We start from the raw sequence: 26,283 nt of genomic DNA on the forward strand, positions 1-26,283 counted from the left end.
TGTAATACTACTGTTTACACACCAAACATTCTGGATCTTTTCTAAAGCGAACCGTATGCCATTGCATGGTCAGCGCATCCACGCTTAGTAAACGACCAACTAAAGGTTCGCCAAAGCCGCCAAGCAGCTTTAAGGCTTCGGCGGCTTGTACACACCCCACCATGCCTACCAATGGCCCCAAAACACCGGTAGTCGCACAACGTAATTCCTGCACATCATCGGCTTCGGGAAATAAACAATGGTAACAAGGGGCGTTGGGGTCGCGTAGATCATAGACGCTGATTTGCCCAGAAAAACGAATCCCCGCGCCCGATACAACAGGGACGCGGTGCGCCACCGCAGCGCGGTTAATCGCGTGACGAGTAGCAAAATTATCGGTGCAATCTAAAACCACATCGTGTTGTGGGACAAGCTGATGCAGCGCTGCCTCATCCAGACGATCTGGTAAAGGAACAATGTGAATGAGGGGGTTAAGTGCATGCAAGGTTTGCTGACCTGAAAGGGCTTTATTCACCCCAACACGTTCGGAGTTATGCAAAATCTGGCGCTGTAGATTACTTAAATCCACCTCGTCATTGTCTACCAATGTGATCTGCCCCACCCCTGCGGCGGCCAAATAATAGGCGGCGGGAGAGCCCAAGCCCCCCGCACCGATGATTAAAACTCGAGCAGAGGAAATGCGCTCTTGGGCTTCAATGCCAAATTCATCAAGCAAAATATGCCGCGCATAGCGCATTAACTGCGCATCATCTAAAGACGTATCCGCCATTTACTGCACCGGTTGTAAGCCCTCGGGCGTAATACGGTAACGTTTTACCTCCCCGGACTTAGTTACTGGAGTTTTTTTTTCAGCCTCGGGGCTTGCCGTTTCATTGGTATCCTTTGTGTCGCTATCCGACTTAGGCTGTGCAGAAGGATCGGACTTCTTCACTGGACGCCCCTCGAGATGGTTAATAGCTTGCTGTAGCTGGAAATCATCCTCGCCGCCAAACTCAAACATCTTCGGCTCTTTGACATAGCTGTCCTCGTCCGCATTAAAAGAGGACTCATCCTCGACCCCAGCATTGTTCAAATGGCGCTGCAAATCGGCTTCGCGCGGGATACGGAATAGATTACCTTGGGCGGTATCATCCACATAAATATCCGGCTCAACCCCCGTGACCTGAATGGATTTACCGCTTGGGGTGTAATACAACGCGGTAGTGAGTTTGATGCCAGACGTACTATCCAACGGCAACACACTCTGTACAGAGCCTTTACCAAAGCTGCGCGTGCCCATGACGGTAGCGCGGCCATGGTCTTGTAATGCCCCCGCGACAATTTCCGAGGCCGAGGCTGAACCCGCGTTAATCAGAACTACAATAGGGATATCTTTGAGCCAAGATAACTGCTGGGCCACATCCCGATCATTGCTACCTACCACCTGTGTTAGTGGCTTCACGTAGTATTCACGGTTGGACGAGGGAATACGCCCTTTAGTCGACACCACCAATGCCCCCTGATCCAAAAAAGCGGAGGTCACACCAATAGCGCTATCCAATAACCCACCCGGGTCATTACGAACGTCAAGCACCAAGCCGCGTGGACGTTGATTATTGCTTAGGGTTTGAATTTGTGTGATTAGATCGGCAGCCGTACGCTCTTGGAACTGAGAAATACGTACATATAAAATATCATTATCAAGCCGCTTACCACGAATACTTTTGACTTTAATGTGGTCGCGCACAATTGTGACGTCAAAAGGCTTTTGCTCACCGCGCTGGATGCTCAATGTAATCGACGTTTTAGGCTCGCCACGCATCTTTTTGACGGCTTCATTTAAAGACATATCTTTGGTGGACTTGCCATCAATGCTCACAATCACATCACCAGCGAGAATCCCAGCTTTGGCCGCAGGCGTGTCTTCGATCGGCGAGATCACAGTGGGATAACCATTTTCGTGGCCAATCTCGATCCCTAACCCCCCAAAACCGCCCTGCGTCATGGATTCCATTTCTTTAAACGCCTCGGCATCCAGATAAGTGGAATGGGGATCCAGATCATTAAATAAACCTTTAATGGCTTCGTTGATTAAAGCACTGTCTTCGAGGGGTTCGACGTAGCTGCTTTTAATGGCTGAATAAACATTGGCAAACTGTTGTAGTTCGCGCAATGGCAAAGGTTCTCCACGCTGTGCCACGGCATTAATAGCCAAGCTAGCGAGCACCCCCCCCACACCACCTAATAAAATTAACCCAATTCGGTTTAGCCTACGAGAGCCCATGCAAAGAGTCCTATATTTGTAATATCAACAACGCAATCTGTTTGTGCTTTATGCCGCATTATAGGCGTTTAGGCAATCAGTTGCCTAGCCAAATCAAGGGGTTTACGGGCTGACCATTTTGTCGTATTTCAAAATAGACACCCGGCTCTACCTGCCCGCCTGTTGCCCCAACTCGTGCTACCGCTTCACCTGCTTGCACTACGTCACCGACCTGTTTTAACACACTTTGATTATTACCATAGACACTTAAAAAACCCGCGCCATGATCAATAATTAACAAATTACCAAAGCCACTCATCCAGTTTGCAAATACAACCCGCCCAGCACTGATGGCCTTAACAGGAGTACCTGCTGGCGCGCGAAACACCACCCCACGCCATGGCCCACCCTCAGGGCGCTCAGCACCAAACCGCCCTAGAGTCTCACCCCGTACTGGTGGGGTTAAGCCCCTTTTTAAACCCGCAAAGCCACGCTCCGGCTCTACAGCAGGTGGCGGCGCTGGTGCTTTGGGAGAAGGCGGTGGCGGGGGTGGCGCCACGGGTGCTGCTGGCTGAGCGGGCGTATGCGCTAAGGCCTGCCAACGCGCATCCTCGGCTTTACGAGCTGCCTCTTGTTCCACGGCTGCAAGGGCTTGGGTTTCTTGAACCTGCTGTTCACGCTGCTGTGCTAAACGCTGCGCGGCTTCGGCTTGACGCTTTTTTTCCTCGGCCAAACGCTGAGCTTGCTCTGCCTGACGGCGCTGCTCTTCTGCGCGACGACGTGCTTGCTCTGCCTGACGGCGAATTTCGGCTTGACGCCGTAGCTCTGCTTGGCGGGCGATTTCTTTTTCTAAACCGTCGATCAGCTGCCCTAAGCGCACATCATTATTGGCTAAGGTTTTGGCCTGCGTTTGCTGCTGTTTTAGCTGATCTTGCACCTGCGCCAACACCTTTTCCCGCTCGGTCTGCTGTTGCATGAACTGTTGTTTTTGCACCTCGGTTTGTGCGGCTAGCTGCGCCAATTCTTTTTCATTACTGGCTACGGCAGCATGCAACTGTTGTAAATGTGCTAAGCCCTGCTGCAATACCCGAACCTGTTCAGTTTGAGCTTGGGTCACATACCCTAAATAACCAAGCTCACGTTGGATCTGCTGGGGGTCTTTGCCCGACAACAATGCCGTCCATGGTGATAAGCCACTGGCATATTGCGCCCGAAGCTGTTCCGCCAACTGCTGTTGACCTTGTTCTTGCTTTTTTTGTTGTTGTTGAATTTGTTGTTTCAGATCAGCCAGATGTTTTTGCACCTGCGTTTGCCGTTGTTGCAAAAGCGTTAGCTCACGATCGGTATCTGAAATGCGGCTTTCTACATCGCGCAAAGCCGTGAGCGCTTGTTTTTTATCGCTTTGTGTGGATTCAATTTGTTTTTGGATTTCAGCAATGCGCCGTTGAAGCTCAGCGCGCTGCTTTTGTGCCTCGGCCTGCTGCGCACTGAGCGATGCCTGAGCCCAGGCCCCACTCATGACACCCATACTCAGTAAAAGAAGCGCCCAGATACGCAACAGCATAATTACCTTTTGATTGATTAGTTGGCTTTCGCCTGGTTTGCAACCTCGGCCATTTGTGCCTTGATGGCCTCTTCATCGCCTAAAAAATAGTGGCGAATCGGCTTAAGATTTTCATCAAGCTCAAAAACCAAAGGTTGCCCCGTCGGTAGGTTCAAATTCACAATATCCTCTTCGGAGATATTGTCGATATGTTTAATCAGAGCACGTAAACTATTACCATGTGCAGTGACTAATACGCTGCGACCTGAACGAATCGCTGGTGCAATGGAATCATTCCAAAATGGAACAACGCGCGCTACGGTTTGCTCTAAGCATTCTGTAGCGGGCAAGTCTTCTGGTTTAAGATTGGCATAACGGGGATCATGTTTAGGATGACGAGGGTCATCCTCGGCAACTGGGTCTGGACCAATTGAATAAGCGCGACGCCAGATATGAACCTGCTCATCACCATATTTTTGAGCGGTTTCCGCTTTATTCAAACCCTGCAGCGCCCCATAGTGACGCTCGTTTAAACGCCAGCTTTTGCCTACGGGGATATGGACGCTATCCATGGTATCCAAAACAATCCATAATGTACGAATCGCCCGTTTTAAAACGGAGCAAAAGGCAATATCAAATTTAAAACCGTTTTGCTTTAAGAGCTCACCGGCTTGGCGGGCTTGCTCACGCCCCGCTTCGGTAAGATCGACATCTGTCCAACCGGTAAAACGGTTTTCTAAGTTCCACTGGCTTTCGCCATGGCGCATCAGTACAAGTTTATACATGGTAAAAATAGCCTTTAGATTACAAAATTTTTGTCCATTATAATTAGTCGATTTTGCCCAATTAACTCTTTTATTTAAACTAGGTTTTACACAGGACTCATCGTGGACTTTTTAACCGATACCAACAATCTGCTGATTTTAGTCGTGGCATTTATTTCTGGCATGATGTTGTTGTTTCCAGGTCTATCCAAACGGGGTGGAAACTTCATCAGCCCCAATGATACCGTACAACAAATCAACCAACGCCAAGCTATTTTAATCGATATACGCAAGCCCGATAGCTATAAAGCAGGGCATATTCCCCAAGCGCGTAACATTCCAGCAGCAGAGCTAGCCTCCAAGACAGAAAAACTCGCTAAAGACAAACCCGTTATCGTGGTTTGTGACACAGGCCGCAGCGCCAACAGCAGCGCCGCCTTGCTACGTAAACAAGGCTTTAAAGAAGTCGCTATCCTGGAAGGCGGTCTCATGGCTTGGAAACAGGCCGGTTTACCCACTAAGAAATCCTAAACTATCTACAAAGGTATGACGAATGGCTAAGGTAACAATGTATTGCACCCAAGTGTGCCCATTTTGCACCCGCGCAGAGATGTTACTCAAACAACGCGGTGTAACAGAGATTGAAAAAATCTTCATTGATCGTGATCCCGCCCAGCGTGACATCATGATGGAGCGCACGCAACGCCGCACTGTGCCCCAGATTTACATTGGCGATCAACATATTGGCGGCTATGATGATTTAGCCGCATTGGATCAAGCGGGTGGCTTAGTGCCCTTATTATCGGCGTAATACGTCTTATTTATTATTTATTCATTTACCCCACAGGAGTACATCATGGCTGAAAACCAAGAAAATCAAAACGTAGGTGCCGAAGAGCAAAACGCCCCCGTCTTTAGCTTGCAACGCAGCTACGTCAAAGATTTATCTTTGGAAATGCCCAACGCGCCAGAAATCTTTTTAGAACAAGAGGGCCCAAGCGTTTCCGTAGAAATCAATGTTGGTGCAAAGCGCTTGGCGCAAACGGTATTTGAATCCACCGTAACCGCCACCGTAACCACCCGCATCGAAGACAAGGTCTTATATTTGGTCGAGGCCACCCAAGGCGGTATTTTTGAAATCGCCAACATTCCTGATGAGCAGCTCGATCCACTCATTGGTATTGTTTGCCCCACCATGTTGTACCCCTATCTGCGAGCCACCATCGCCGATGCCATCAACCGGACCTCGTTGCCTGCTTTGCATCTAAGCGAAGTTAACTTCCAAGCACTCTACGAGCAGCGGGTGGCAGAGCAAATGGCTGCCGCCAATGGTGAAGAAAACCAACAGGTTCAGTAATGCCAAACGCCCTATCTACTGTTCCCGTCACGGTACTGGGCGCAGGTAGCTGGGGCACCGCATTAGCGGCGCTTGCCAGCCACCGTGCGTCCACCTTAATCTGGGCGCGTAATGCCCACAGCGCCGCCGCCATTAACCAGCAACACCAGCTGCCGCACTATCTGCCGGGGGTAAAGCTGCCCACCACGCTACAGGCTACCGATGATTTTGCCCGCGCCATTGATCACGTTTTGGGCGATGATAGCCAACCCGGATTAATTATTCTGGGTGTGCCCTTAGCCGGTTTACAAGACATCTGCGTTCGTTTACACGATTACTTACCAACGCAGCGTCGTCACCCGTTGTATATTTTGCGCACCTGCAAAGGCTTTGATCCGAAAACCTCCCAACTGCCGCATCAAATCACCGCTCAATACCTGCCTGCTTACTCATGGCTCAAAACCGGTACCTTATCGGGCCCCTCATTTGCGCTAGAGGTCGCCCAAGGTTTACCCGTAGCGCTCACTGTAGCAAGCCACGCACCAGATTTGGCCGCCTGCACCGTATCCATTTTGCATGGACAGTCTGCGCGCATTTATAGCAGCACTGATTTAATCGGGGTAGAAATAGGCGGGGCGCTCAAAAACATCATCGCCATCGCCTGCGGTGCTAGCGACGGGCTTGCTCTGGGCACTAACGCCCGCGCGGCACTCATTACTCGAGGCTTAGCTGAAATGCAACGCATCGGTACCGCGCTGGGTGGCCAAGCCGCTACCTTCTCTGGACTAACTGGATTAGGCGATTTGGTGTTAACCACTACCGGCGACTTATCACGCAATAGACAGGTGGGGCTAGCTATTGCCCAAGGCAAAACCTTGGATGCTATTTTGGCTTCGGGCTTAACGGCCGAGGGAGTGCGTTGTGCTCAAGCCGCCTTGCGTATTGCCCAACAACACCAAATCGAAGCCCCGATCACCCAAGCGGTGTGCGACGTATTATTTCATGGCTTATCTCCCATGGAAGCCGTGCAGCAGCTGCTCGCCCGCGTCGCCCGCTTAGAACATTCCTATGATGACTAACTATGCTTAAATTTTTACAAAAAACAGTGCTTGCCGCTGCCACTGGTGTGGCATTACTGGCCTCGACTGGCGCGGCGATCGCTGCCGACTGGCCTAAAAAAACCATTCAAATGGTTGTTCCCTTTCCCGCAGGCTCATCGCCTGATGTATTGGCGCGCACGATCGCCGAGCCCATGTCTCAAGCCCTCGGGCAAACCATCATCGTCGACAACAAACCTGGCGCAGGTGGCAATATTGGCACACGTTTTGTCGCCAGAGCCAAACCCGATGGCTATACGCTACTATTGACCATCAATGGTCCTATGGTGACAGCCCCCACCCTGTATAAAAAATCATTAGGATACGATCCACTCAAAGATTTACAACCCATTTCTTTAGTGGGTACCAGTCCCAATGTGTTAATTGTGCCCGCCGATTCACCCGCTACTAACCTAACTGAATTCATCGAGCTAGCTAAAAAAGAAAAAGGGGCGTTAAATTACGGTTCGGTCGGAGCCGGTAGCGCATCGCATCTGAGCATGGCTATGTTAGAACATGCGGCTGACATTGAGCTCACCCATATCCCTTATAGCGGTTTTCCGCAGATTATTTCAGGTGTGATTGCAGGGGATATTCACGGCGCATTCATGGTACCCGGTATTGCCATGCCCCAAGTCAACTCGGGCAAAATCCGTGCCTTAGCCGTAACCAGTTTGGAGGAAAGCGAGCTGGTGCCGAATATGCCACCCGTGGCCGCAACCAAGGGCTTTGAAGGCTTTGAGGCCATTTCTTGGGATGCTCTCTTTGTACCCTCCGGCACACCAGAAGCCATCGTAACCCGTTTAAACGAACTGACCCAAGAGGTCTTAGCTCGCCCCGAGGTACAAGAAAAAATCCGTGCGTTGTACTTTACGCCCGAATCCTCTAGCCCCGCCGCCATGACCGAACGCATTCAATCGGAAAAAGTGGTTTGGGACGAAGTCATCGAGCGCTTACAATTAACACTGGATTAAACCCCGCCCTCATAACCCAGCTGGCGCCAGGCCTCAAACACCGTTACGGCGACAGCATTCGATAAATTCAGGCTGCGCTGCTCAGGCATCATGGGTAGTCGCAGCCTTTGTGCTGGTGCAAAAAGCGCCACTTGCTCGGGTTTCAATCCTGCCGTTTCGCAGCCAAATACAAATACATCCCCTTTTTGAAAACGCTGCCCACCTAACAGCGATGAGCCTTTGGTCGTCATGGCAAAACAGCGCTCTGGTACTGCCCCAATATGCTGCAATGCCTGGGGTAAATTGGGGTGGATCTGTAAGCGTGCCCACTCGTGATAATCTAAACCCGCTCGCTTAAGCTTGCTGTCTTCGAGCCTAAAACCTAATGGCTCCACCAAATGCAAATAGGCACCGGTATTAGCCGCAAGGCGAATCACATTACCGGTGTTAGGAGGGATTTCAGGGGATACAAGAACAATATGGAACATAACACCATCACAACATCGACCACGGCACACGCGCTAACGTCACAGCATAGACCTGTTTCACCCCATGATTTAGGGCGCAACAAGCGGCACTGTGTAGCGTACTGCCCGTAGTCAATACATCATCAACCAATAATAACGTTTCAGGAGGCGGGGCCCCCCGCCAAACAAAAGCATGCTGTGCATGCACCCAGCGCTGCGATTGCGTGCGGTGTTTTTGCGCTTGATCTGCTTTGGGCTGCGTCAACGCTAACAAATCCGAGGCTAAAGGCAAACCCAAATAACGCGCCAAATAACGCGCCAGCTCCATGGCGGGATTAAATCCACGCCGGCGCAATGCCTGCCGCCGCGAAGGAATCGCCGTGACCACCATCGCTGTAGGGAGCTCCCAACCATCACGCCACATCGCTTGTTGCATCATACGCGCTAACATTGGCGCTAAACGCAGCTGGTGGTAATTTTTAAAACGCCAAATCAAACTGTCTAAAGGCGCCACATAATCAAAAGCGACTGCTAGCGCATGCCAAGCCTGCGGCTGTACTAAACAACGCTGACATAGCTGCTGCGCACGACATACACCACTCAACTGCGCTACTTTACACCTTTGGCAGCGCCAACGCACATGTTTATAACGATAATGCCAATCGGCGACACAAAATGAACATAAACCGCCCCCTTGTGTGCGCTCCCCACACAACACACACGCTGTAGGAATACGCTGACGCAATGCATCCACTATCTGCCACCATCGCCCTAAGTCGCCTAGAGATAGGAAATCAGCCATAATAAAACCTTTAGGAGTATGTTTACCAAAAGGCTGTGTGTCATGACCCCTTCCCGCCCTATTTCTTCCGAAACCGTGCGACAGCAATTTAATCGTCGTGCGCCCTTAGATGCGCCCCAGTTTTTGTACGGCGAAATCGCCCAACGTATGCTGTCCCGTTTAGCGTATATCGTGGTGCAACCAGAGCAGATTCTTGATGCGGGCTGCGGTGCGGGTCATGCCATTGACCCCTTGCGCGCACGCTATGTAGATATGGACTACGTAGGGATAGACCACAGCGCTGCGTTATTGGCCGTTGCCCAACAACGCTACGGCCACCAGCCTAGTCTATGGCAACGTTTACGAAAAAAAGCCCTAAAATCACCCACTTTCGTAGAAGCCGACCTAGCTAAAACAGGCCTATCCCCCCAATCTTTTGATTTGATTTGGTCCAATTTGGCTTTACATTGGCACCCTAATCCCCCGCAGGTGATTCAAGAGTGGCGTCGACTACTGCGCCCGGATAAATTATTAATGTTTTCTACCTTTGGCCCGGCTACGCTACAAGAATTACGCCACGCGCTTGAGCAAGCCCAAGTCACGACGGCAACCATGGCTTTTGTAGATATGCATGATTATGGTGATATGCTGCTGCAAAATGGGTTTAGTGACCCCGTCATGGATCAAGAAATCATCACCCTGACGTATAAATCGGCAGAAACCCTATTGCAGGACGTGCGCGCGATGGGCGGCAACCCAAACCCCCATCGGCATATTATCGGCCGAGCCGACTATTTACGTGTGATCGACGCGCTAGAAGCCCAACGCCATATGGATGGCACGATTCATTTAAGTATAGAAGTCGCCTATGGCCACGCTTGGCGCGCAGCCATACAAAAACAAGGGAATGAAATCCATATCCCCTTGTCAAGTATTAAGCGCAAAAACTAAGACGACTGCTGACGCCGACGCGCAGAGGCATCGATGCCCAGCTGTTTTAGTTTGCGATATAAATGGGTACGCTCTAGTCCCGTGCGCTCGGAAACCCGTGTCATGCTGTAGTTTTCGCGGGCAAGATGAAATTCGAAATAAATGCGCTCGAACTCATCACGTGCTTCGCGTAACGGCAGCTCCAACGATATCGAACCCAAATACGACTCGTCTTGTTGCTGCACCACCGCTGGTGCTGCGGCAGCCGCCGGCGCGGTCGCAGCGCGTGCCGTATTTTGCGCGATATTTTTAGGTACCACCACCGTACGCTCTAACCCAGACGCCACCGCATCGAGCAGCTTTTGCATGGCAATGGGCTTTTCGAGAAAATCCACCGCACCAATGCGGGTGGCTTCCATCGCGGTGTCTACTGTTGCATGACCACTCATCATAATCACTGGCATATCCAGAAGCCCTTGTGCTGCCCACTCTTTGAGCAAACTGACCCCGTCGGTGTCAGGCATCCAAATATCCAATAACACGAGATCTGGTCGTGCGCGCAGACGCGCCTCGCGAGCTTGTGCCGCATTTTCGGCGACCTCTACCGAGTGTCCCTCGTCGTATAAGATTTCCGATAAGAGTTCACGGATACCGATTTCGTCATCAACTACCAGAATTCTGGCCATAAACCGTCCCTACGTTCTTTTTAGGCATCATCACTGCCTTCGGATTGATTATGCAGTGTTTGCGTCGTGTTGGCTAGGTGCGTAAATAAAATCGAAATACGCGCCCCCCCGTCGTGGCGATTTGCAATATCAATTTTACCGCCATGTTCTTCAATAATTTTCTTAACTATAGCAAGTCCTAAGCCAGTACCAGTGGATTTGGTTGTGATATAGGGTTCAAACACCCGTGCCAAAATGGCTTCGTCAAAGCCTGGCCCATTGTCCGACACCACTAATCGTACCGCAGACTGGGAGTTTTGGTTATCCGCTGTCAGGCTCGTGCGTACGACTATACACGGCTGCGGTTGGCTGGCATCCTGCAGCAATGCATCCGTTGCATTGCTAAGTAAATTATGAATAATCTGTCGTAACTGGGTTGGGTCGCCTTCCACCAAAGGCAGATTGTCCTGAAGGCTAATTTGTAATTGTACCTGTTGATTTTCTGCTGTGCTTTGGGTTTGTGGATCCCAACCATATAAGTGTAAGACTTCTGTAATCAGCGCGTTAATATCTACCGCCTGCATTTGTGCCGGTGGAGTCCGTGCATACTCACGAAAATCTTCCACCATTTGTTTTAACGAGGCCACCTGATTCACAATGGTATTGGTAGCCCGCTTCAACATATTCGCATCGCGCTCATCAAGCTTGTCGACTAATTTTAACGCAAGACGCTCCGCTGACAACTGAATCGGTGTTAAAGGGTTCTTAATTTCATGCGCTAAACGGCGCGCGACCTCACCCCATGCAACCAAACGGTTTGCCGAAATCACATCACTGATATCATCAAACACGACTAAATAGCCATTGCGAATTCCGTCCACCACCAAAGTGGTGCCCCGCGCTAACAGCGTAATCGTCACCGGCTCCACATCGTGCTCGGTGGCGATTTGGGTCTCAAACTGCTGCTGCCAGTGTTCGCGCTCGGACTCCACCGCCACATGGGCTGCAAAGGCGTCTTGAATATGATGTTCAAAATCCATGACGGCATCATTAAGATGCAAAGGTTTACCCAAAAGTGCCGCTAAATCCACCTGCAAAATACGCGCTGCGCCCTCGTTATAACGCGTTAGCCTAAAGTCCCGATCAAAAACCAACACCCCCGAAGATAAGTGGCTAAGCACGGACTCTAAATACACATTGGAGCGCTCAAGCTGACGGCGGTTATTTTCCACCATGCGCCGCGCCTCTTCGAGCTGACGTGTCATGGCATTAAACGAACGCGTCAGCTGTCCGACCTCGTCCTTAGCCGCCGTTTCAGGCAAGGGACGGTAGTCCCCCACCCCGACGGCTTGGGTGCCACTGGCTAAGGTCAAAAGTGGGCGTACTAAACGCCGTGATAACGCAAAAGCTGACAAAACCGCCGCCAACACCGCTAGCACCAGCGCCAAAGTTAACGTCAGGCTGTATAGTTTGCGCAAGCCGGTACGCGATAAGGCCAGCTCTTGATAATCACTGTACCCCTGTTGAATTTGATTAGCATGACGGGCGAGCTTTTCGGGTACAGGCTGCAATACCTGTAGCCAACGTTTATCAGGATTGATCCCGTATTGGCTTAACGTATTGTCATTTCCTGTTAAAGGCAAAACCACACGTAAGCGCAGTCCCATTTCATTCGGACTTTGCTCATCGACTTCGGCGGCCGCATATTCGTGTGCTACCCGCAACTGGTTGAACACCTGCTGCGGCGGCATATCAGGCATCAACACGGCATAATTTGATGAGGAAAACGCCAACAAACGCCCCCCGCCCGTAAACACCATGGCCTCGCTCACGCCGGAGCCTTCGCGCAACGTGCTTAAAATCAATGCCACGTCGCCTTGGCTATCGTCAAGATTACGCGCGAGCTGCCGCGCGCGGATTTTTAAATCATCAAGTTGCTGGTCCAGCGCCGCACGCCCTAAATTTAGCCCCGATTCCAGCGCGGTATCTACCCGCACATTAAACCAAGATTCGATCGACTTGGATAAAAACTGTACGGAAAGCACATAAATCAACGCTCCGGGGATAATACCAATCAAGGTAAAATACCAAGCAAAACGCGCGGTCATGCGCGAGCCAAACTGACGCCGACGAATTTGCCGTAATAGTCGCACCGTCAGGATCAGCACCCAAGACATCAGCGCAAAAGCCAGTACTACGTTTAAGCTAAATAAAACGTCATAGTACTGTGCAAAACGAGAAGCATTCGCCGTCGACCAGACCAACAGCGCCAGTAGTGCCACGGCACTGATCCCCGCCACAAAAGCAGCGGTACGTAGCGACCAGCGGATTAAGGCTGGAGCGCGTCGACGGAGAAACTGAAATTTTTCCATGGGGTGGCGACAGTCCATGCACGGCCATTTAAAGCGTCCACCTGTAGCGGACGAGTGAGTAACGAGGTATCTAAACGCAGGCGGATTTTGCCGTCATACACTTGGTTCGGATCTAGATCAATCGCATACGCTACCGCCCAATTACGAATATGACGCATGGGGTATAACGCGTCTTGTAGAGAAGACTCCGGCCATAATAAGTCCCCAGAACCCACACGCCACTGACGCGTCAACGCGTTATATACCACGCGCCAAGTTTGACTTTCTTTGACTTCGGTTTTATCGAACCACCACCAGCGTCGGCTTTTAATTTCCACATCAGCGGTGAAATGCAGAGGCACCCCTTTTAGAGCAACTTCGCGTAGTTGCTCAGGCAAGTCAAAATGAATATCCGCATCGATATAAAGCTTGTTATCAGCGATATGAGGAGAGACCATAGTCACCTCTTCCGTCGCCGATAGGGTGAGCTCATCTGCTACGGCCATGCTTAAAGGGCTTAGCAGGCTCAATAGCCAAAGCAGCATAAAAGTAGTAACAAGACGATGCCAGCTCATTGCGTGTCCATTAGTTTGGGCGTTTTTGCAAAAGCGCATAGAAAAACCCATCGCCACCTGCTTGTTCAGGCGTATCTACGGTGGGTAAGCGTTGTAAAGGCGACTGTGGTAATAATACCGCATCTGCCTGCTGTGTTAAGAAATGATCAATTTGTTGCTGCCCCTCTTCGGGGAAAATCGAACAGGTCACGTATAATAAATGCCCCCCTGGTTTCAGCGTGCCCCACAGCGCTTGCAAAATCTGCTGTTGTAATGCTGCCGTTGCCGCCACATCGGTAGCTCGCCGTAACCAACGAATATCTGGGTGGCGCCGCACAATGCCCGATGCCGTACACGGCACATCGGCTAAGATGGCATCAAACGGTTTTCCATCCCACCACTGCGCCACCGCTTGAGCCTCTGCAGCTTGAATCTGTACATGTGCCCCGTCCAAACCTAAACGGGCTAAGTTTTCATGCACCCGCGTCAGCCGTCGGGCATCCGCATCTAAAGCGATAAGCTCAATGTCAGCCTGCTCTAGCAAATGTGCGGTTTTGCCGCCGGGGGCAGCACAAGCATCCAATACCCGCATCCCATCCGCCAACGGTAACAGCTGCCCTGCCAGCTGTGCCGAATGATCTTGTACCGACCACCACCCCAAATCAAAGGCTGGAATCTGTTGCACAGGCCGCGCTTGCGCTAACACAATGGTAGGCTCTGCAGGCGACCAAGCCTCGATCCCCGCTTGCTCTAATAAAGCCAACATACGTGCTACCGAACAACGCCGCTGGTTCACGCGCAAGGTTAACGGCGCAGGGATATTAGCGACCTGTAAAATAGTTTGCCATTGCGAGGGATACGCTTTTTTTAAAGCCCGAATCCACCACATAGGATGATTCCAACGAGCTTGCGGCTTACGTTGTGCCTTTTCTAATAACGCGCTACGCTCACGAATAAATCGACGCAACACCGCATTCAGCAAGTTCTTTAGCGGACGCATCGATCGCTGTGATTGCGCGGCCTCCACCGCCTGATCTACCACCGTATGCACCGAATACACCGGTGTTTCAGGGCGATCTGCAAATACGTTTTTATCTGCTTGTACCTGCACTGCCACATCCACTAACAACAACGCTTGTAGCATTAACGCATCAAACCATGCCTCTTTAGGCTGGCGCGGCACCAATAATTGGCGTAATTCCTGTGCCAAGCCTAGGTGGCGTAAGCAATAAAAGCTATGCGCTTGCGACGCTGCCCGTAACGGTGCAGGTGTTTGAGCTAAGCAATCGGTAAGCGACGCCCCCTGAAGCACGTCTTGAATATGGCGCGCTGAAGCGAGCAAAACCTGAGAAAGAGCGGGTTGTAATGCGGTAGACATGAAGACATTGAGAATAAGAAGCGTTTAAGATGCTAAAAAGCCGCAACCCTCACTTTATCATTTTTTGTTAACAAAATGCGACATTCTTTGCCCTTTGGCTTACCTCGTCACCAAGTGCCCTCCATCACCGCGTTGCAGTGTTTTGAGGCCGCTGCACGCCACTTGAGTTTTACGCTGGCTGCCCAGGAGCTTAACCTGACCCAAAGTGCCGTCAGCAAACAAGTAGCACAACTTGAGTCCAACCTACAGACCCAACTATTTAGTCGGGTACGCAAACGTTTAATTCTAAGCCCAGCCGGTCTGCGCTATCTACAACATACCCAAAAAATCCTCCAACATATCGAGCATGCCACCTTAGAAATGCTCAGCCAAGATGCCACATTAGAAACTCTTACCATCGGTGCTCACCCTAGCTTTGGGGCGTATTGGCTGATCCCCTACCTCAGTCCCTTTTTTCACCAACATCCACATATTCAATTAAATTTTGTTGATTTACTCCACCCTCACGAGCGGTTGCATTTAGACTGTGATGCTGCCTTTTTATTTGGCCAGGGCAACTGGGAAGGCATCAGTGCACTTAAATTATTTGATGAAGGCATGATTGCCGTCTGTCACCCCGATTTATTACAGCGCCATCCCGTCCAACAGGCCGCTGATCTACAACACATGACTCTCATTCAATGTGGCTCACGTCCCAACGCTTGGCATCAGTATCTCCTCGAACAAGGCGTCGAGCCACTACACAGCTATCAAGGCCCGCGCTTTGCCACGTGGTCAGCGTGCATTCAAGCCGCACTCAGCGGATATGGAGTCGCCTTAGTGCCGCATTTTTTAGCTGCCCCCGCTTTAGCTAAGCAACACTTAATCCAACCATGGCCTGCCGAGCTGGCTAGTCAAGGGGCGTACTATTTAACCTATGCCGAGCACGAAGCCCACGAACCTGCACTACGCCAGTTTATTACCTGGATTCAAGCTAACCCCTGCATCACCGCAAACCATCATGAAAAAAAGGAATAAATCCATGTGTTAATTTCGTTTGTCAGGCTCATGAAATTTTGGTGTGATGATGATTGGGCATCTGCGTGCAAGAAGCCATCAGTGCTTTGCCATGTATTAGGTAAAATAGAAAATGGCTTTGACGAAATCGTAGTGATAAATGGGTCATGCTCCAAAAAACAGCCATTTGTGCCTAGCAGAGCAAGTCATCCTATGATGCGTCTATTCGCCCCGCTTACTATCGAAGCAGACACTCTGAACCAAGGGCTGGCGATTCTGGGTGACTGCTTAGCCCATTGCTAAGGAAGACATGAAACACATTGCCTTTTTACCTGTTCCGAACACGCCGCAAACGCAGCGTTATGCTGATTTCTTAACCGACTTAAAGCAACAAGGCTTTAAAGGTGAAATCGAATCGCATTATGCTAAACGCGTCGTGTTCGCTACGGATAACTCTGTCTATCAACGCTTACCTCAAGCCACCGTGTTTCCTCGACACACCGAGGACGTCATCTGTTTGACCCGCCTAGTAGCACAAGAAAAATACCGTGGCATTGTATTGAGTCCACGCGGCGGCGGCACCGGCACCAACGGGCAGTCACTTACCGATGGCATCATGGTGGACTTATCCCGCCATATGAATCAAATTCTGCACATTGATGTTCGTGAGCGCGTTGCTATTGTGCAGGCAGGGGTAGTCAAAGACCAGCTCAACGCCGCACTCAAACCGCATGGCTTGTTCTTTGCCCCCGAACTTTCCACGTCGAACCGCGCTACCATTGGCGGCATGATTAACACCGATGCCAGCGGCCAAGGCAGCTGCACTTATGGCAAAACCCGTGATCATGTTTTAGGGCTCAAAACCGTTGTCTTAGGGGGACATGTTCTAGATACCTTTGCTATAAGCGAAAACGAGCTTCCAGCATTTAAAAACGATCCTCAGTTTGGTGACATCTACCAGCAGATCGATGCTTTGATCACCACCCATGCCCAAGCAATTCAAGACACTTTCCCTCCGCTAAACCGCTGCCTAACAGGCTATGATTTGCCGCATATCAAAGAAAATGGCGAATTTAACCTAAACAACTTACTCTGCGGTTCCGAAGGCTCCTTAGGCTTTATTACCGAAGCCAAGCTCAATGTGTTGCCCATCCCCACCGAGCAGATTCTAGTCAACGTCCGCTATGCGGATTTTCAAGCGGCGCTGCGTGACGCCAAAGCACTCATGGCGCTCAAACCGCTCTCTATCGAAACAGTGGACTCCAAAGTCCTAGAGCTTGCGCAAAATGACATTGTTTGGCACAGCGTTGCCGACTATTTCCCCGACAACGCCGACGGCACACCCACCCGCGGCATTAACTTAGTCGAATTTGCCGGTAATGATGATGTTGCCTTAAAACAACAGGTCGATGCGTTTATCGACCACCTTGACCAAGACCAAAGCGTTACGCGCTTAGGCTACACCGTGGCCACCGGTGCCCAACAAGTCAACACCGTATATGGCATGCGTAAGCGCGCCGTCGGCCTGCTGGGTAACGTCCAAGGCGAAGTCCGCCCCCAACCTTTTGTGGAAGACACCGCCGTCCCCCCCGAAAACCTGGCCGATTTCATAGCCGAATTCAGAGCACTGTTGGACGAAGCTGAGCTCAGCTATGGCATGTTTGGGCACGTGGATGCGGGGGTGCTGCACGTGCGCCCCGCGCTCGATATGAAAGACCCCGAACAAGCGGCAAAAATCCGCCCCATCACCGACCAAGTGGTCGAGCTGGTACATAAATACGGTGGCGTACTCTGGGGGGAGCACGGCAAAGGCTTGCGCTCAGGTTATGCCCCTAAGTTTTTTGGTGATCTGTACCCCGTTCTCCAACAGATCAAAGCCCTCTTTGATCCCTATAATCAGCTGAATCCGGGCAAAATCGCCACCCCCGCCACCCTACCCAATGCCACATTACTAGCAGTAGATGATGTCGCGTTTCGGGGGGATTTTGATCGCCAAATTTTTTCTTCTAACTGGCAACAGTTTGACAGCGCGGTGTACTGTAACGGAAACGGCGCTTGTTACAACTACGATGTGGACGATGCCATGTGTCCTTCGTGGAAAGCTACCCGCGACCGTTTACACTCTCCCAAAGGGCGCGCTTCGGCCATACGCGAATGGCTACGCTTACAAAACCAAGCGGGTGTGGATCTTAGCCAATACCAAACCCCAAAAGGCTGGCTTGAACACGCCAAACAGTTTGGACAAAAACTAAAATTCACTTGGCAACAACCACGCAAAAAACAAAGCGATTATTCCCATCAGGTCTACGAAGCCTTAGACGGCTGCTTGTCCTGTAAATCCTGTGCTGGCCAATGCCCTATCAAGGTCAATGTGCCCGATTTTAAATCCAAATTCTTACACTTGTATCACAGTCGCTATCTGCGCCCAATCAAAGACTATGCGGTAGCATCCCTAGAGTACGCATTGCCCTATGCTGCCAAAGTCCCTGCTCTCTATAACGGGGTCATGCGCCAACCCTGGGCACAAAAACTCATGGAAAAAACCATGGGGCTAAGCGATATTCCTTTACTTGCCGAAGACAATTGGCAAGAGCTACTTAACCGCTATGGGGCGCAGGTTGCCACACCAGAAACCTTGTCCCAACTGAGCTCCGAGCAAAAGCAAAATAGCGTGGTGTTGGTTCAAGATGCGTTTACCCGTTATTTTGAAACCCCATTATGGGCAGACTGGCTCGAACTGCTGCATCAGCTAGATGTTCGTATCTTTATTGCCCCCTTTATGCCAAACGGCAAACCGCTCCATGTTCATGGGTTTTTACCGGCATTTAAAAAACAAGCCCAACGCCATGCCCAGCGACTTCATCAATTTAGCCAACAGGGCGTGGCGTTAATTGGGATCGATCCAGCCATGACCTTGGTCTATCGCCAGGAATACCAACAAGCGCTCGCCCCCCACACCGCCGTACCCACCGTGCTTTTACCCCAAGAGTGGCTCCACCAGTGGCTCAGCGCCAAAGGCCTGGCCCCTAACGCTCCAGCCACCACCGCGGACAACACCTACTATTTGCTGGGACACTGCACAGAAAAAACCACAGCGCCCCAAGCAGCCGCTCTCTGGCGCGAGGTCTTTGCGCAATTTGGTTTGCATTTGGTGAATCTAGCCAGTGGCTGCTGCGGGATGGCGGGCACCTATGGTCACGAGAGCCAGCACCAAGCCACCTCGGCCACCATTTATCAACAATCTTGGCAACCCATTGTGGCACGCCATGGTGCTAGTGGTCGCCTGCTTGCTACCGGCTACTCATGCCGTAGCCAAGTCGACCGCTTTAGCCAACAAAAAATCCAACACCCTTTACAGGTGTTAAAACATCACCAGCCTCTACATTAAAAATCTTAGGAGACCCCATGAGCGCTACCTCTTTTGTTTCACCTAGCCAAATCCGCGCCCAGTTTTCTGCGGCCATGTCCGCCATGTACAAAAACGAAGTGCCCTTATATGGTGATCTGATGGATTTGGTGGCAGCAGTGAACCAGCACTGCTTAGAGCACGACCCCGCCTTGCGCCAACATCTGCACAACACCCATGAGCTGGCGCGATTAGACGAGGAGCGCCATGGAGCGATTCGGGTGGGCACCGCCCAAGAACTCCACACCATCCGTCGCTTATTTGCAGTCATGGGTATGTTCCCTGTAGGCTACTATGACCTAGCCCCTGCCGGTGTGCCGGTTCATTCCACCGCTTTTCGGGCTCTGCACGAAGACGAGCTAAAACAAAGCCCTTTTCGGGTATTTACGTCACTGCTGCGCTTAGAGCTTATCGACAACGCCACACTGCGTGATGACGCTGCCGCCATTTTGGCACGCCGACAAATCTTTACCCCTGGTGCGCTTGCACTTATTGAAAAACACGAACAACAGGGTGGGCTCCATGCTGCCGATGCCGAGCAATTTGTCCAAGAAGCGCTGGAAACCTTCCGTTGGCATGCCGACGCCACCGTAACCAGCACACAATACGACGCGCTACATGACCAGCATCGCTTGATCGCCGACGTGGTTGCATTTAAAGGCCCGCATATTAACCACCTGACGCCTCGCACTCTGGATATTGATGCCGTACAACACCAAATGCCACTACGTGGTATTCAACCCAAAGCCGTCATCGAAGGCCCACCCCGCCGTCAACACCCCATTTTATTGCGCCAAACCAGCTTTAAAGCCCTAGAAGAGGCCGTACGCTTTACAGACCAACACGGCCACGAGCGTGGTAGCCACACCGCCCGCTTTGGGGAAATTGAACAGCGCGGTGCCGCCCTCACTACCAAAGGGCGCGAGCTATATGACCAACTGCTAGCTGCCACACGCAACGACATGGGCGGCGCCCCCACCGAAGCCAATGCTCAGCAGTATTACGCTACCCTAGAACACCATTTTCAGGCCTTCCCCGATGATTTATTCAGTCTATTCCAGCAAGATTTAGCGTATTTTCATTACACTCCAACGGAACAAGGTTTAGCCAAAGCCGGCCAATACTCCACCGACACCTCCATCGCTCAGCTTGTTGAAAATGGTGATGTACAACTAGACCCTATTGTGTACGAGGATTTTTTGCCCGTCAGTGCCGCGGGGATTTTTCAATCCAATCTGGGCGACAATCGCACCACTGAATACAAACAACTCTCTAACCAAGCGCGCTTTGAGCGCGATCTAGGCTGTGCTGTAATCGATGAACAAAGCATGTATCAAAAAACCGCGCAACGTTCTTTGACACAATGCTTAAAAGCCCTTGGCATGAAATAATTCTTATTTATTCTCAGCGAGCCAACCGGCTCGCTGTTAGAGCCATATAATGTATGAATGCAGCATATTTTAATTTTAGGTAAAGACGGACAGGTTGGTACAGAATTACAACGTAGCTTATCTGCTCTAGGGCAAGTAACGGCGCTAGGTCGTGACCGCGCTGATTTATTAAATATAAAAGCATTACACACTACGTTGGCGCAGATTCAACCCAGCGTCATCGTAAACGCCGCCGCCTATACTGCCGTGGACAAAGCCGAATCCGACCAAGCCACCGCACAGCGTATCAACGCCGAAGCCATTGGCTGTATTGGGCAGTTTGCTTATAAAAATCATGCCCTAGTGGTGCATTATTCCACCGATTATGTCTTTGATGGTAAACAAACTACACCCTATACCGAAAAAGACCAACCCAATCCTCAAAACGTCTATGGTCAAACCAAATGGGACGGGGAAATCGCCCTGCGCAACAGCGGCTGTGAGCAGCTAATTTTTAGAACCAGCTGGGTATTTGCTGGGCACGGTAATAACTTTTTGCGCACGATGATGCGTTTAGCCATGCAGCGCGAACAGCTTACTGTAGTAGACGATCAATTTGGAGCGCCAACCTCTGCTGAGCTGATCGCAGATGTGACAGCCCTTGCCATTTGGGCGTATCGTCGGCAACAAATGCCTTCGGGTTTATATCATCTTACCGCCGCTGGTCAAACCAGTTGGCATGGCTTTGCTCGCTATATTGTGCAACAGATGATTGCGCATGGTATGCGCCCCCGCGTACAGCCTGACAATGTTTTGGCCATCCCCTCATCAGATTACCCAACCCCTGCCACACGCCCTGCTTTTTCTCATTTGGATAGTAGCTTGTTACTGGAGCAGCTAGACTTACAGTTGCCTCACTGGCAAACTCATGTACGACGTGCCGTAGCGCAATTAGCTCTATTTGCACAGCTTTAACCCCCTATTACAAAGCTTTAAACACAATGGGCCACAAAGGTATCCTTTTAGCTGGCGGATCCAATACACGACTGTATCCTGTCACACTAGCGATTAATAAACAGCTTTTACCTATTTACGATAAACCCATGATTTACTATCCGCTTTCTACGCTAATGTTAGCGGGTATACGCGATATTTTAGTGATTTCTACACCGCAAGACACACCACGGTTTGAGCAGCTGCTTGGTGATGGCTCACAATGGGGTTTAAATTTATCCTACGCCGTGCAGCCAAGCCCCGATGGCTTAGCCCAAGCCTATATGATTGGGGCAGACTTTGTCGGTAATCACCCCTCTGCATTAGTGCTGGGTGATAATATTTTCTATGGTCATCATTTTCATAAGCTATTACAAAGCTCCTGTCAACGACAGATCGGTGCCACAGTGTTTGCCTACCACGTCCATGACCCTGAGCGTTATGGCGTAGTAGAGTTCGCCCCCACAGGAAAGGTCTTATCCCTAGAGGAAAAACCCACGCAACCTAAATCTAATTATGCCGTCATGGGGTTATATTTTTATGATAATCAGGCCGTGCATTTAGTACGGGATCTTAAACCTTCGGCTCGCGGTGAATTAGAAATTACCGACTTAAATAAACTATACCTTGCCCAAAACCAACTTCATGTCGAGATTATGGGGCGAGGCTATGCTTGGCTCGATACGGGTACCCCGGATTCCTTACTAGAAGCGAGCCAGTTCATTGCCACCATTGAAAAGCGTCAAGGGCTAAAAATATCCTGTCCAGAAGAAATCGCTTATCGTCAAGGCTGGATAGATGCCGAGCAGCTACAACGCTTAGCCACACCACTAGCTAAAAATAGCTATGGGCAGTATTTAATGGGGTTATTGAAGTGAAAGCAACAGCCTTAGCTATTCCCGAAATATTCTTGATTGAACCCAAGGTGTTCAATGATAAGCGAGGCTTCTTTTTTGAAAGTTTTAATCACCGCCTATTCGAAGCAGCAATTGGCCGTACAGTTAATTTTGTGCAAGACAACCACTCTAAATCTGTTCAACATGTGTTACGCGGGCTGCACTTTCAAACTCAACAGCCTCAGGGCAAACTCATACGCGTGATACAGGGCGAGGTTTTTGATGTGGCGGTGGATATTCGCCCGGACTCGCCTACCTGTGGCCAATGGGTAGGAACGTATTTATCAGCTGAAAACAAACACCAGCTCTGGGTGCCCGAGGGTTTTGCACATGGTTTTTTGGTGCTCTCCGAGAGCGCCGAGTTTTTATATAAAACCACGGATTATTATGCTCCACAGTTTGAAGTCACTATTGCTTGGAATGACCCTGATTTAAATATTGACTGGCCTTTTACAGGAGATCCAATCCTATCTGCCAAAGATCAAGCAGCTATGAGCCTGAAAAGCTATTTAACTAACCAATTTAAGTGATTTATCTACCTATGCCAATTGGAAAGCCTATGCGTATCCTTGTAACTGGAGGAGCAGGTTTTATTGGATCTGCAGTGATTCGCCATTTAATCGATCACACGACTTTTCATGTTGCTAACCTCGACAAACTCACCTACGCGGGCAATGTGGCGTCTTTAGCTCACGCCAAAGACGCCGATCGCTATACCTTTTATCACCATGACATTTGCGATGCCCAAGCGGTGGCACGTATTTTTTCAGAATTTAAGCCCACGACCGTCATGCATTTAGCGGCCGAATCGCACGTGGATCGATCGATTACAGGGCCCGGTGCGTTTATTCAAACCAATATTGTAGGGACCTATACGCTTTTAGAAGCCGCACGAGATTACTGGACACAGTTACCCGAAACAGAGAAAACCGCGTTCCGTTTTCATCATGTGTCTACCGATGAGGTCTACGGCGATTTAGACGGTACCGACGATTTATTTACCGAAACCACCCCCTATGCTCCTAGCTCTCCGTATTCGGCCTCTAAAGCCAGCTCGGATCATTTAGTGCGCGCTTGGTATCGTACTTATGGGCTACCGGTGGTGATTACGAACTGCTCGAATAACTATGGGCCATATCATTTCCCTGAAAAGCTGATTCCCCATATGATTCTGAGCGCATTGGCAGGCAAACCACTGCCGGTGTATGGTAACGGCCAGCAGATTCGCGACTGGCTTTATGTCGAAGACCACGCCCGCGCCTTAGTCAAAGTCGCTACCTGTGGGGCTATTGGTGAAACCTATAATATCGGCGGTCATAATGAAAAAGCCAATATCGATGTCGTCAAACAGATTTGTGCTTTGCTCGATGAGATGCGTCCTTGGGTGGTCGATGGTCAGCCTAAACCGTACGCCGATTTAATTACGTTTGTTACGGATCGCCCTGGGCACGATGTGCGCTATGCCATTGATGCTACTAAAATCGAACGCGAGCTAGGTTGGGCTCCTGAGGAAACCTTTGAAAGCGGTCTGCGCAAAACCGTGCAATGGTATTTAGATAATGAAAGCTGGTGGCAAGACGTGCTGAGCGGCAGCTATCGGCTTGAACGTATTTAATCATAACCCGACTCTCGCCATCACAAATTGTGATGGCAGCATGATCAAATACTGTTTTACGCACGACCAATGCGACGCTACACTACCTTTATCCTGTTAGTCATACCGATTTTTTTAAGGCGGAGACAAAAATGAAAACCTATCGTATTGGTCAAATCGTACCCAGTTCTAACACCACCATGGAAACCGAAATCCCAGCCATGCTCAATGCTCGCATGGGGATTTTGCCAGAGGATCGCTTTACGTTTCACTCTTCGCGTATGCGCATGATGAACGTCACACCCGAAGAGCTTAAAGCCATGGACGCTGCTAGCGATCGCTGTGTGGTAGAGCTTGCCGATGCGCGTTGTGATGTGATGGCTTACGCCTGCTTAGTGGCGATTATGGCACAGGGTAATGGCTACCACCGTCAATCCCAAGAGCGCCTAGAGGCCGCTGTTAAAAGCACAGGCGTGGATATTCCGGTTCTCAGCTCTGCCGGGGCGCTGGTAAACAGCATGAGCGAGTTTGGCATCAAGAAAATTTCGGTTATTACCCCTTACATGAAGCCACTGACTCAGCGTGTGGTGGAGTACATCGAACACGAGGGCATCGAGGTCAAAGACTCGATCAGTCTTGAAGTATCGGATAACCTTGAGGTTGGTTTGCTCAACCCCGAAAACTTACTAGAGCACGTGAAGCGTTTAGACCACGATGGCGTTGATGCCGTTGTGTTGTCTGCCTGCGTGCAGATGCCTTCTTTGCCTGCGATCCAGCGTGCTGAGGACATGATTGGCAAACCCGTGCTGTCCGCAGCAGTGGCCACGGTATACCAGATGCTTAAAACCCTGGGTCTAGAGACCCGTGTACCCGATGCGGGCTTCTTGCTATCTGGCAAGACCGCTATTTAATCGCTGTTTCAGCCCCAACCCCGCTATTGGCGGGGTTTTTTGTGCCTGCGTTAAAATACGGCTTTTAAGCCAATAGGGAGATAGGCATGGATTTGGTCAGCCTGCGGTTTTTTGTGCGCGTGGTCGAAGAGGGCACAATTAGCCAAGCAGCGCAGCGCGAGCATATTGCCGCCGCGGCAATTAGCCGCCGTATTGCCGACCTGGAAGATCAGCTCGGCACACCTTTGCTGCGGCGCACAAACAAGGGGGTACACCCAACCCAAGCCGGTATGGAACTGCTATACCGCGCCCGCAGTATTTTAAATAGCGTTCAAGATTTAAAAAGTCATTTACAAGGATACTCACAGGGGCAACAAGGCCATATCCATTTGTTAGCAAATATATCCGTTATTTCCCAGCATTTACCCCATGTTTTAGCGGATTTTATTTCTGCACACCCCGAGGTGCAATTAAAAATAGAAGAAAAAAACAGTTTAGAAATTGTTTATGAAATAGAAAAATCACAAGCCGATATAGGAATTTACACAGCATTACCCCACGATGCCGATATTGAGAGTTATTTTTTTCGGCATGATCATCTTGGGGTGCTGGTTCCTTTAGACCATGATTTAGCTCAATTTGATCGTCTTTTTTTTGAACAGTGTTTGGATTATGACCATATTATTTTACGAGCAGGCACCCAGCTAAATTACCAAATTACCAAAATTGCGATGGAGGCCAACCGCAGTGTTCCTGTACGCGCCGAGATCGACAGCTACGAGGCCATGTGCTTGCTGGTCAATGCGGGTATGGGGATCGGGGTTTTGCCCCATCAGAGCACACAAACATTTCAGATACCCAACACACGATTTGTTTGGCTTAATGATGCTTGGGCACAACGCGAACTCCTCATTGGTGTACGGCGAAAAAAGGAGCTTTCGCCCAGTGCAAAAATATTATTGGAGTTTCTGCAAAACAATGACACAACTTATATGAAAAATATCTAAATATATTCCTTGACGTAGACCTAGCATTCATACTAAAGTGTTTAATCAGTAGGTTATCAAGTTCGTCGAA

Annotated in this window: 25 protein-coding genes; 15 read left to right on the forward strand and 10 right to left on the reverse strand. The window is 50.3% G+C overall.

Annotated features, from left to right (window positions below; translation table 11 throughout):
• Positions 1-7: 7 nt before the first annotated feature.
• The 4 genes from ABD980_RS01030 to gpmA all read right to left on the reverse strand — a co-directional run bounded on the left by ABD980_RS01030 (position 8) and on the right by gpmA (position 4,570).
• A complete protein-coding gene (locus ABD980_RS01030) occupies positions 8-769 on the reverse strand; it encodes a HesA/MoeB/ThiF family protein (protein WP_260650618.1) in 762 nt (253 codons plus the stop codon).
• Positions 770-2,263 carry a S41 family peptidase gene (locus ABD980_RS01035; RefSeq protein ID WP_345368961.1) on the reverse strand — a complete coding sequence of 498 codons (1,494 nt, stop codon included), beginning with the start codon at positions 2,261-2,263 and terminating at the stop codon, positions 770-772. It abuts the gene before it with no gap.
• Positions 2,264-2,339: 76 nt separating this feature from the next.
• Complete coding sequence (locus ABD980_RS01040) at positions 2,340-3,806, reverse strand: murein hydrolase activator EnvC family protein (protein WP_345368963.1); 1,467 nt, start codon at positions 3,804-3,806, stop codon at positions 2,340-2,342.
• 17 nt (positions 3,807-3,823) lie between these two features.
• On the reverse strand, positions 3,824-4,570 hold the full coding sequence (gene gpmA, locus ABD980_RS01045) for a 2,3-diphosphoglycerate-dependent phosphoglycerate mutase (RefSeq protein WP_260650621.1): 747 nt from the start codon (positions 4,568-4,570) through the stop codon (positions 3,824-3,826).
• A 102-nt stretch (positions 4,571-4,672) separates the two neighbouring features.
• Between gpmA and ABD980_RS01050 the strand changes: the two genes are divergently transcribed.
• From ABD980_RS01050 to ABD980_RS01070, 5 genes are read left to right on the forward strand one after another with little or no spacing between them, the layout of a single operon-like run.
• On the forward strand, positions 4,673-5,080 hold the full coding sequence (locus ABD980_RS01050; protein WP_260650622.1) for a rhodanese-like domain-containing protein: 408 nt from the start codon (positions 4,673-4,675) through the stop codon (positions 5,078-5,080).
• 22 nt (positions 5,081-5,102) lie between these two features.
• On the forward strand, positions 5,103-5,360 hold the full coding sequence (gene grxC, locus ABD980_RS01055) for a glutaredoxin 3 (RefSeq protein WP_260650623.1): 258 nt from the start codon (positions 5,103-5,105) through the stop codon (positions 5,358-5,360).
• Between the two features lie 45 nt (positions 5,361-5,405).
• Positions 5,406-5,906 carry a protein-export chaperone SecB gene (secB, locus tag ABD980_RS01060; RefSeq protein WP_377536185.1) on the forward strand — a complete coding sequence of 167 codons (501 nt, stop codon included), beginning with the start codon at positions 5,406-5,408 and terminating at the stop codon, positions 5,904-5,906.
• The gene (locus tag ABD980_RS01065) at positions 5,906-6,964 is read left to right on the forward strand and encodes an NAD(P)H-dependent glycerol-3-phosphate dehydrogenase (protein WP_300647121.1); all 1,059 of its coding nucleotides are present in this window, start codon (positions 5,906-5,908) and stop codon (positions 6,962-6,964) included. The genes secB and ABD980_RS01065 overlap by 1 nt, the downstream gene beginning before the upstream one ends.
• A gap of 2 nt (positions 6,965-6,966) precedes the next feature.
• Positions 6,967-7,956 carry a Bug family tripartite tricarboxylate transporter substrate binding protein gene (locus tag ABD980_RS01070; RefSeq protein WP_300647120.1) on the forward strand — a complete coding sequence of 330 codons (990 nt, stop codon included), beginning with the start codon at positions 6,967-6,969 and terminating at the stop codon, positions 7,954-7,956.
• Here ABD980_RS01070 and ABD980_RS01075 read toward each other — a convergent pair.
• A complete protein-coding gene (locus tag ABD980_RS01075) occupies positions 7,953-8,423 on the reverse strand; it encodes a tRNA (cytidine(34)-2'-O)-methyltransferase (RefSeq protein ID WP_300647119.1) in 471 nt (156 codons plus the stop codon). The two genes, ABD980_RS01070 and ABD980_RS01075, sit on opposite strands and share 4 nt — an antisense overlap.
• Positions 8,424-8,430: 7 nt before the next feature.
• Entirely contained in the window at positions 8,431-9,204 is a 774-nt protein-coding gene (locus ABD980_RS01080) for a ComF family protein (RefSeq protein ID WP_300647117.1), read from the reverse strand.
• A 42-nt stretch (positions 9,205-9,246) separates the two neighbouring features.
• Here ABD980_RS01080 and ABD980_RS01085 point away from each other — a divergent pair, with 42 nt between their 5' ends.
• The gene (locus ABD980_RS01085; RefSeq protein ID WP_345368967.1) at positions 9,247-10,134 is read left to right on the forward strand and encodes a methyltransferase domain-containing protein; all 888 of its coding nucleotides are present in this window, start codon (positions 9,247-9,249) and stop codon (positions 10,132-10,134) included.
• Here ABD980_RS01085 and ABD980_RS01090 read toward each other — a convergent pair.
• The 4 genes from ABD980_RS01090 to rsmB are packed head-to-tail and all read right to left on the reverse strand — an operon-like array spanning position 10,131 to position 15,061.
• Complete coding sequence (locus ABD980_RS01090; RefSeq protein WP_345368969.1) at positions 10,131-10,799, reverse strand: response regulator; 669 nt, start codon at positions 10,797-10,799, stop codon at positions 10,131-10,133. The genes ABD980_RS01085 and ABD980_RS01090 overlap by 4 nt on opposite strands.
• A gap of 20 nt (positions 10,800-10,819) precedes the next feature.
• Positions 10,820-13,108: a sensor histidine kinase gene (locus ABD980_RS01095; protein ID WP_345369136.1), complete on the reverse strand. Its 2,289-nt coding sequence runs from the start codon at positions 13,106-13,108 to the stop codon at positions 10,820-10,822.
• Positions 13,108-13,704 (reverse strand): DUF4390 domain-containing protein, encoded by a 597-nt coding sequence (locus ABD980_RS01100; protein WP_345368971.1) that lies wholly within the window; start codon positions 13,702-13,704, stop codon positions 13,108-13,110. Before ABD980_RS01100 ends, ABD980_RS01095 begins: the two co-directional genes overlap by 1 nt.
• A gap of 10 nt (positions 13,705-13,714) precedes the next feature.
• Positions 13,715-15,061 carry a 16S rRNA (cytosine(967)-C(5))-methyltransferase RsmB gene (gene rsmB, locus ABD980_RS01105; RefSeq protein WP_345368973.1) on the reverse strand — a complete coding sequence of 449 codons (1,347 nt, stop codon included), beginning with the start codon at positions 15,059-15,061 and terminating at the stop codon, positions 13,715-13,717.
• Positions 15,062-15,136: 75 nt separating this feature from the next.
• On the opposite strand from rsmB, the gene ABD980_RS01110 reads away from it, so the two are divergent.
• The 9 genes from ABD980_RS01110 to ABD980_RS01150 all read left to right on the forward strand — a co-directional run bounded on the left by ABD980_RS01110 (position 15,137) and on the right by ABD980_RS01150 (position 26,213).
• Positions 15,137-16,078 carry a LysR substrate-binding domain-containing protein gene (locus tag ABD980_RS01110; protein ID WP_300647112.1) on the forward strand — a complete coding sequence of 314 codons (942 nt, stop codon included), beginning with the start codon at positions 15,137-15,139 and terminating at the stop codon, positions 16,076-16,078.
• Positions 16,079-16,367: 289 nt separating this feature from the next.
• Positions 16,368-19,445, forward strand: coding sequence for a D-2-hydroxyglutarate dehydrogenase YdiJ (gene ydiJ / locus ABD980_RS01115; protein ID WP_345368976.1), 3,078 nt, complete (start codon positions 16,368-16,370; stop codon positions 19,443-19,445).
• 17 nt (positions 19,446-19,462) lie between these two features.
• Entirely contained in the window at positions 19,463-20,854 is a 1,392-nt protein-coding gene (gene hglS / locus ABD980_RS01120; protein WP_345368978.1) for a 2-oxoadipate dioxygenase/decarboxylase HglS, read from the forward strand.
• Between the two features lie 57 nt (positions 20,855-20,911).
• On the forward strand, positions 20,912-21,808 hold the full coding sequence (gene rfbD, locus ABD980_RS01125; protein WP_345368980.1) for a dTDP-4-dehydrorhamnose reductase: 897 nt from the start codon (positions 20,912-20,914) through the stop codon (positions 21,806-21,808).
• 26 nt (positions 21,809-21,834) lie between these two features.
• Positions 21,835-22,704 carry a glucose-1-phosphate thymidylyltransferase RfbA gene (rfbA, locus tag ABD980_RS01130; RefSeq protein WP_345368982.1) on the forward strand — a complete coding sequence of 290 codons (870 nt, stop codon included), beginning with the start codon at positions 21,835-21,837 and terminating at the stop codon, positions 22,702-22,704.
• The gene (gene rfbC / locus ABD980_RS01135) at positions 22,701-23,252 is read left to right on the forward strand and encodes a dTDP-4-dehydrorhamnose 3,5-epimerase (RefSeq protein WP_345368984.1); all 552 of its coding nucleotides are present in this window, start codon (positions 22,701-22,703) and stop codon (positions 23,250-23,252) included. The genes rfbA and rfbC overlap by 4 nt, the downstream gene beginning before the upstream one ends.
• Before the next feature lie 29 nt (positions 23,253-23,281).
• A complete protein-coding gene (gene rfbB, locus ABD980_RS01140; RefSeq protein WP_345368986.1) occupies positions 23,282-24,337 on the forward strand; it encodes a dTDP-glucose 4,6-dehydratase in 1,056 nt (351 codons plus the stop codon).
• 131 nt (positions 24,338-24,468) lie between these two features.
• The gene (locus ABD980_RS01145) at positions 24,469-25,227 is read left to right on the forward strand and encodes a maleate cis-trans isomerase family protein (RefSeq protein WP_345368988.1); all 759 of its coding nucleotides are present in this window, start codon (positions 24,469-24,471) and stop codon (positions 25,225-25,227) included.
• Positions 25,228-25,313: 86 nt separating this feature from the next.
• Positions 25,314-26,213 carry a LysR substrate-binding domain-containing protein gene (locus tag ABD980_RS01150; RefSeq protein ID WP_345368990.1) on the forward strand — a complete coding sequence of 300 codons (900 nt, stop codon included), beginning with the start codon at positions 25,314-25,316 and terminating at the stop codon, positions 26,211-26,213.
• Positions 26,214-26,283: the final 70 nt, after the last annotated feature.

Origin of the sequence: Paenalcaligenes hermetiae, from assembly GCF_039543645.1 — a bacterium.
In the GTDB taxonomy this organism is placed as follows: Bacteria; Pseudomonadota; Gammaproteobacteria; order Burkholderiales; family Burkholderiaceae_B; genus Paenalcaligenes; species Paenalcaligenes hermetiae.

What these genes read in the sequence shown, in the direction of transcription:
- ABD980_RS01040 (WP_345368963.1), bottom strand. Translation starts at nt 3,806, where the DNA reads ATGCTGTTGCGTATCTGGGCGCTTCTTTTACTGAGTATGGGTGTCATG.
- grxC (WP_260650623.1), top strand. Translation starts at nt 5,103, where the DNA reads ATGGCTAAGGTAACAATGTATTGCACCCAAGTGTGCCCATTTTGCACC.
- ydiJ (WP_345368976.1), top strand. Translation starts at nt 16,368, where the DNA reads ATGAAACACATTGCCTTTTTACCTGTTCCGAACACGCCGCAAACGCAG.
- gpmA (WP_260650621.1), bottom strand. Translation starts at nt 4,570, where the DNA reads ATGTATAAACTTGTACTGATGCGCCATGGCGAAAGCCAGTGGAACTTA.
- ABD980_RS01075 (WP_300647119.1), bottom strand. Translation starts at nt 8,423, where the DNA reads ATGTTCCATATTGTTCTTGTATCCCCTGAAATCCCTCCTAACACCGGT.
- ABD980_RS01085 (WP_345368967.1), top strand. Translation starts at nt 9,247, where the DNA reads ATGACCCCTTCCCGCCCTATTTCTTCCGAAACCGTGCGACAGCAATTT.
- rsmB (WP_345368973.1), bottom strand. Translation starts at nt 15,061, where the DNA reads ATGTCTACCGCATTACAACCCGCTCTTTCTCAGGTTTTGCTCGCTTCA.
- rfbD (WP_345368980.1), top strand. Translation starts at nt 20,912, where the DNA reads ATGCAGCATATTTTAATTTTAGGTAAAGACGGACAGGTTGGTACAGAA.
- ABD980_RS01030 (WP_260650618.1), bottom strand. Translation starts at nt 769, where the DNA reads ATGGCGGATACGTCTTTAGATGATGCGCAGTTAATGCGCTATGCGCGG.
- hglS (WP_345368978.1), top strand. Translation starts at nt 19,463, where the DNA reads ATGAGCGCTACCTCTTTTGTTTCACCTAGCCAAATCCGCGCCCAGTTT.
- ABD980_RS01035 (WP_345368961.1), bottom strand. Translation starts at nt 2,263, where the DNA reads ATGGGCTCTCGTAGGCTAAACCGAATTGGGTTAATTTTATTAGGTGGT.
- ABD980_RS01070 (WP_300647120.1), top strand. Translation starts at nt 6,967, where the DNA reads ATGCTTAAATTTTTACAAAAAACAGTGCTTGCCGCTGCCACTGGTGTG.
- rfbB (WP_345368986.1), top strand. Translation starts at nt 23,282, where the DNA reads ATGCGTATCCTTGTAACTGGAGGAGCAGGTTTTATTGGATCTGCAGTG.
- ABD980_RS01100 (WP_345368971.1), bottom strand. Translation starts at nt 13,704, where the DNA reads ATGAGCTGGCATCGTCTTGTTACTACTTTTATGCTGCTTTGGCTATTG.
- ABD980_RS01145 (WP_345368988.1), top strand. Translation starts at nt 24,469, where the DNA reads ATGAAAACCTATCGTATTGGTCAAATCGTACCCAGTTCTAACACCACC.
- secB (WP_377536185.1), top strand. Translation starts at nt 5,406, where the DNA reads ATGGCTGAAAACCAAGAAAATCAAAACGTAGGTGCCGAAGAGCAAAAC.
- ABD980_RS01150 (WP_345368990.1), top strand. Translation starts at nt 25,314, where the DNA reads ATGGATTTGGTCAGCCTGCGGTTTTTTGTGCGCGTGGTCGAAGAGGGC.
- ABD980_RS01080 (WP_300647117.1), bottom strand. Translation starts at nt 9,204, where the DNA reads ATGGCTGATTTCCTATCTCTAGGCGACTTAGGGCGATGGTGGCAGATA.
- ABD980_RS01065 (WP_300647121.1), top strand. Translation starts at nt 5,906, where the DNA reads ATGCCAAACGCCCTATCTACTGTTCCCGTCACGGTACTGGGCGCAGGT.
- ABD980_RS01110 (WP_300647112.1), top strand. Translation starts at nt 15,137, where the DNA reads ATGCGACATTCTTTGCCCTTTGGCTTACCTCGTCACCAAGTGCCCTCC.
- ABD980_RS01090 (WP_345368969.1), bottom strand. Translation starts at nt 10,799, where the DNA reads ATGGCCAGAATTCTGGTAGTTGATGACGAAATCGGTATCCGTGAACTC.
- rfbA (WP_345368982.1), top strand. Translation starts at nt 21,835, where the DNA reads ATGGGCCACAAAGGTATCCTTTTAGCTGGCGGATCCAATACACGACTG.